At 58.6% G+C, this 5664-nt stretch carries 3 rRNA genes; all 3 read right to left on the bottom strand.

The window, feature by feature from the left end:
- Positions 1–117, bottom strand: a 5S ribosomal RNA gene (gene rrf / locus G1C97_RS11820).
- A 183-nt stretch (positions 118–300) separates the two neighbouring features.
- Positions 301–3363, bottom strand: a 23S ribosomal RNA gene (locus G1C97_RS11825).
- A gap of 470 nt (positions 3364–3833) precedes the next feature.
- Positions 3834–5359 (bottom strand): 16S ribosomal RNA (locus G1C97_RS11830).
- Together the 16S, 23S and 5S rRNA genes form the textbook arrangement of a ribosomal RNA operon.
- Positions 5360–5664 lie beyond the last annotated feature (305 nt).

Below are 5664 nucleotides of genomic sequence, written 5' to 3' on the forward strand. Positions count from 1 at the left end.
TTGCGGCGGCGTGCTACTCTCCCACACCCTATCGAGTGCAGTACCATCGCCGTGCCAGGCCTTAGCTTCCGGGTTCGGAAAGGGACCGGGCGTCTCACCTGGGCCATGACCACCGCAAAACCTAGATTATACGGTCAAGAGGAAAACCTCCCGCCGGCATGTGGCGGCAAGGGAACCGGAAAGCGGACGCGAAACAAACAAGCTGTCGAAAGTAAAGTGAAACCATCCTTGACGCATTCCATGCGTCCAAGGAACCCGCAGCAGAACAAAGAAACCCACCCACCCAACAGGGTGATGTGAAGTATGTTGCCTCTCGTCCCTTAGTACCGGTCAGCTCCACCCCTCGCAGGGCTTCCACATCCGGCCTATCAACCACGTGTTCTCCATGGGGACTACAAGGATTCGAAGATCCTACGGAATGCTAATCTCGGAGCAGGCTTCCCGCTTAGATGCTTTCAGCGGTTATCCCTCCCGAACGTAGCCAACCGGCCGTGCCGCTGGCGCGACAACCGGCACACCAGAGGTTCGTCCACCCAGGTCCTCTCGTACTATGGGCAGGCCTCCTCAGCATTCCAACGAGCGCAGAGGATAGAGACCAAACTGTCTCACGACGTTCTGAACCCAGCTCGCGTGCCGCTTTAATCGGCGAACAGCCGAACCCTTGGGACCTGCTCCAGCCCCAGGATGCGACGAGCCGACATCGAGGTGCCAAACCATCCCGTCGATATGGACTCTTGGGAATGATCAGCCTGTTATCCCCGGGGTACCTTTTATCCGTTGAGCGATGCCGCGTCCGTACACCGGCACCGGATCACTAGTCCCGACTTTCGTCCCTGCTCGAGCCGTCGCTCTCGCAGTCAAGCTCCCTTGTGCACTTACACTCGCCACCCGATTGCCAACCGGGCTGAGGGAACCTTTGGGCGCCTCCGTTACTCTTTGGGAGGCAACCGCCCCAGTTAAACTACCCGCCAGGCACTGTCCCAGACACGGATCACGTGTCGTGGTTAGACACCCAATGCGAACAGAGCGGTATTTCACCTTGCGACTCCACGATTGCTGGCGCAACCGCTTCACAGTCTCCCGCCTATGCTACACAATCCACACCGAATGCCAATACCAAGGTATAGTAAAGGTCCCGGGGTCTTTTCGTCCTTCTGCGCTTAACGAGCATCTTTACTCGTACTGCAATTTCGCCGAGCTCCTGGTCGAGACAGTGGGGAAGTCGTTACGCCATTCGTGCAGGTCGGAACTTACCCGACAAGGAATTTCGCTACCTTAGGATGGTTATAGTTACCACCGCCGTTTACCGGGGCTTGAATTCACCGCTTCACCACAAGGGCTGACGGATCCTCTTAACCTTCCGGCACCGGGCAGGCGTCAGTGCATATACCGCGACTTGCGTCTTCGCATGCACCTGTGTTTTTGGTAAACAGTCGCTACCCCCTGGTCTGTGCCACCCCCCAACGCTCCCCAAGCAAGTTGGCTCACGCGAGGGGGTCTCCCTTAAACCGAAGGAACGGGAGTAATTTGCCGAGTTCCTTGACCAGGATTCGCTCGATCGCCTTGGTATTCTCTACCTGACCACCAGTGTCGGTTTGGGGTACGGGCGGCACCGCGCCTGACGCCGAAGCTTTTCTCGGCAGCACGGGATCACCGGATTCGGCCAAAAAGGCCCCATCATCGCGCCTCACCCTACATGCCCCCCGGATTTGCCTGGGGGACGGGCCACACGCTTGACCACGGAAAACCACCTCCGCGGCCGGCTACCCTCCTGCGTCACTCCTGCGCTCACCTACCGGGGCTACGGTCCCAACGACCGCCCGATCACCCGCCCGAAAGCGGGATCACAAGCGACCGGAGGTTAGCACTCACCCTTTCGGTCCGGTCGGTTCGATGCCGGTACGGGAATATCAACCCGTTCATCCATTCGACTACGCCTGTCGGCCTCGCCTTAGGACCCGACTCACCCGGGGACGACGAACGTGGCCCCGGAACCCTTGGTCATCCAGCGGACGGGATTCACACCCGCCTCTCGCTACTCATGTCTGCATTCTCACTCCCACACAGTCCACGGCCGGCTTACGCCGCCGCTTCGCCCCGTGCAGGACGCTCTCCTACCCAACAGAAAACTGTTGCCGCGTCTTCGGTGGCGTGCTTGAGCCCCGCTACATTGTCGGCGCGGAACCACTAGACCAGTGAGCTGTTACGCACTCTTTCAAGGATGGCTGCTTCTGAGCCAACCTCCTGGCTGTCTATGCGACTCCACATCCTTTCCCACTTAGCACGCGCTTAGGGACCTTAGACGACGGTCTGGGCTGTCTCCCTCTCGACGACGAAGCTTATCCCCCGCCGACTCACTGCCGGAATACGCATCACGGGTATTCGGAGTTTGGTTGCTGTTGGTACCCAGTACGGGCCCGCAAGCATCCAGTAGCTCTACCCCCCGGATGTAATCAACCGACGCTGCACCCAAATGCATTTCGGAGAGAACCAGCTATCACGGAATTTGATTGGCCTTTCACCCCCAGCCCCAAGTCATCCCCCCGGTTTTCAACCCAGGTGGGTACGGTCCTCCACACGGTCTTACCCGCGCTTCAACCTGCTCAGGGCTAGATCATCCCGCTTCGGGTCCGTGACACGCGACTCAAACGCCTTTTAAGACTCGCCTTCGCTACGCATACCCCACACGGGTTATGCTCGCCACGCATCAACGACTCGCAGACTCATTTTTCGATAGGCACGCCGTCACCCCATCAAAGAGGCTCCGACGGTTCGTAGGCGCACGGTTTCAGGGACTGTTTCACTCCCCTCCCGGGGTGCTTTTCACCTTTCCCTCACGGTACTAGTTCACTATCGGTCAGACAGGAATATTCAGGCTTATCCAACGGTCTGGACGGATTCACACGGGGTTCCACGGGACCCGTGCTACTTGGGAAACACGACCGGCAGGCCATGCATGTTCAGGTACGGGGCCATCACCCTCTACGGCCCGGCATCCAATCCGGTTCCCCTGACACACGGCTTTGTCACTGCCGGCCGACGCGTCGGCGCCGGCACGCATGCTCCCACAACACCCCACACGCAACCCCCGACGGGTATCACACGCATGAGGTTTGGCCATCATCCGCTTTCGCTCGCCACTACTCACGGAATATCCTTTCCTGCAGGTACTGAGATGTTTCACTTCCCTGCGTACCCCCCGCACAAGGCGGTGCCAACCCATGACGGCTGGCGGGTTCCCCCATTCGGAAATCCTCGGATCAAAGCCCGCTTGGCGGCTCCCCGAGGCCTATCGCGGCCTGCAACGTCCTTCATCGGTCCTGTCTGCCAAGGCATCCACCACACGCCCTTGCAAGCAACACGGCCACACGGCCACATAACCGGCAAGAATCAATGATTCAAATCTAGCGAATTCCCAGACGACACATCACAACACATCAAAAATGATCACACTAAACGATCGAACGAACACAAAACAAAGTTTCGAGTTCGAATCGAAATCGACAGCAAAAGAAGAAACCACAACAAATGGCTCCTCCAATTGCTCGCGTCCACTATCCAGTTCTCAAGCCACCACGCACCACCACGACCAGACCGCACGGGAACCAGCCCGCACGCCCGCCATGATGGGCAGCGAATCGCACCAAGACTAAAGCCTCGGGGTGGCGATCCGGGAGCCCAAAAGCGCATCCATACCGCTTCCACGGCCACCGCACGACCGGCAGACCGAAAGCCCATGATCTCTTCCACACCAGCAACCCCGAACGACGACCGGACGATCCGGCCCGCGGGGCGCACACCGGCCAGCGAACACTGGCCTGAAAACTCCGTAGAAAGGAGGTGATCCAGCCGCACCTTCCGGTACGGCTACCTTGTTACGACTTAGTCCCAATCACGAGCCTCACCTTAGACGGCTCCCCCCCGCGAACGGGTTAGGCCACCGGCTTCGGGTGCTGCCCACTTTCATGACTTGACGGGCGGTGTGTACAAGGCCCGGGAACGCATTCACCGCGACGTTGCTGATTCGCGATTACTAGCGACTCCGCCTTCACGCAGTCGAGTTGCAGACTGCGATCCGAACTGAGACCGGTTTTCAGGGATCCGCTCCAAGTCGCCTTGTCGCATCCCGTTGTACCGGCCATTGTAGCATGCGTGAAGCCCTGGACGTAAGGGGCATGATGATCTGACGTCATCCCCACCTTCCTCCGAGTTAACCCCGGCGGTCCCTTATGAGTTCCCGGCACGACCCGCTGGCAACATAAGGCGAGGGTTGCGCTCGTTGCGGGACTTAACCCAACATCTCACGACACGAGCTGACGACGACCATGCACCACCTGTGAACCCGCCCCGAAGGGAGGCCATATCTCTATGGCTGTCGGGAACATGTCAAGCCCAGGTAAGGTTCTTCGCGTTGCATCGAATTAATCCGCATGCTCCGCCGCTTGTGCGGGCCCCCGTCAATTTCTTTGAGTTTTAGCCTTGCGGCCGTACTCCCCAGGCGGGATGCTTAACGCGTTGGCTCCGACACGGAACACGTGGAACGTGCCCCACATCCAGCATCCACCGTTTACGGCGTGGACTACCAGGGTATCTAATCCTGTTCGCTCCCCACGCTTTCGCTCCTCAGCGTCAGTAACGGCCCAGAGACCTGCCTTCGCCATTGGTGTTCTTCCCGATATCTACACATTCCACCGTTACACCGGGAATTCCAGTCTCCCCTACCGCACTCAAGCCCGCCCGTACCCGGCGCGGATCCACCGTTAAGCGATGGACTTTCACACCGGACGCGACGAACCGCCTACGAGCCCTTTACGCCCAATAATTCCGGATAACGCTTGCACCCTACGTATTACCGCGGCTGCTGGCACGTAGTTAGCCGGTGCTTATTCAACAGGTACACTCACTCCCGCTTGCTCCCTGCTAAAAGAGGTTTACAACCCGAAGGCCTCCATCCCTCACGCGGCGTCGCTGCATCAGGCTTGCGCCCATTGTGCAATATTCCCCACTGCTGCCTCCCGTAGGAGTCTGGGCCGTATCTCAGTCCCAATGTGGCCGGTCGCCCTCTCAGGCCGGCTACCCGTCGAAGCCACGGTGGGCCGTTACCCCGCCGTCAAGCTGATAGGACGCGACCCCATCCCATGCCGCAAAAGCTTTCCCAGAAGACCATGCGATCAACTGGAGCATCCGGCATTACCACCCGTTTCCAGGAGCTATTCCGGTGCATGGGGCAGGTCGGTCACGCATTACTCACCCGTTCGCCACTCTCACCACCAAGCAAGCTTGATGGATCCCGTTCGACTTGCATGTGTTAAGCACGCCGCCAGCGTTCATCCTGAGCCAGAATCGAACCCTCCACAAAAAACCTTCCGTGGAAAGACATCCGAATAGATGACTCTCAAATAAGAAAAAGACGAGACGGTTCCTTAAGGAAGGAACCACTCTCACAAAAACCTCACTCCAATTCAACCCCTCCCGGGGAACCCGGCCGAACCGGCCAGGCCTGCAGTGAACTGGCAATCATTGACTATAAAGAAGTAGTACAAACACGCTCTTGAGTTCTCAAACCACCACCACGCCGGCAAGCGACCCCGAACCATCAAGGAAGCGGAGGCCCGCCGTGCCGAGCGGCAACAGATGAATAACTTACACGCACCACGGCAATCA

Source organism: Bifidobacterium olomucense, from assembly GCF_012932375.1.
In the GTDB taxonomy this organism is placed as follows: Bacteria; Actinomycetota; Actinomycetes; order Actinomycetales; family Bifidobacteriaceae; genus Bifidobacterium; species Bifidobacterium olomucense.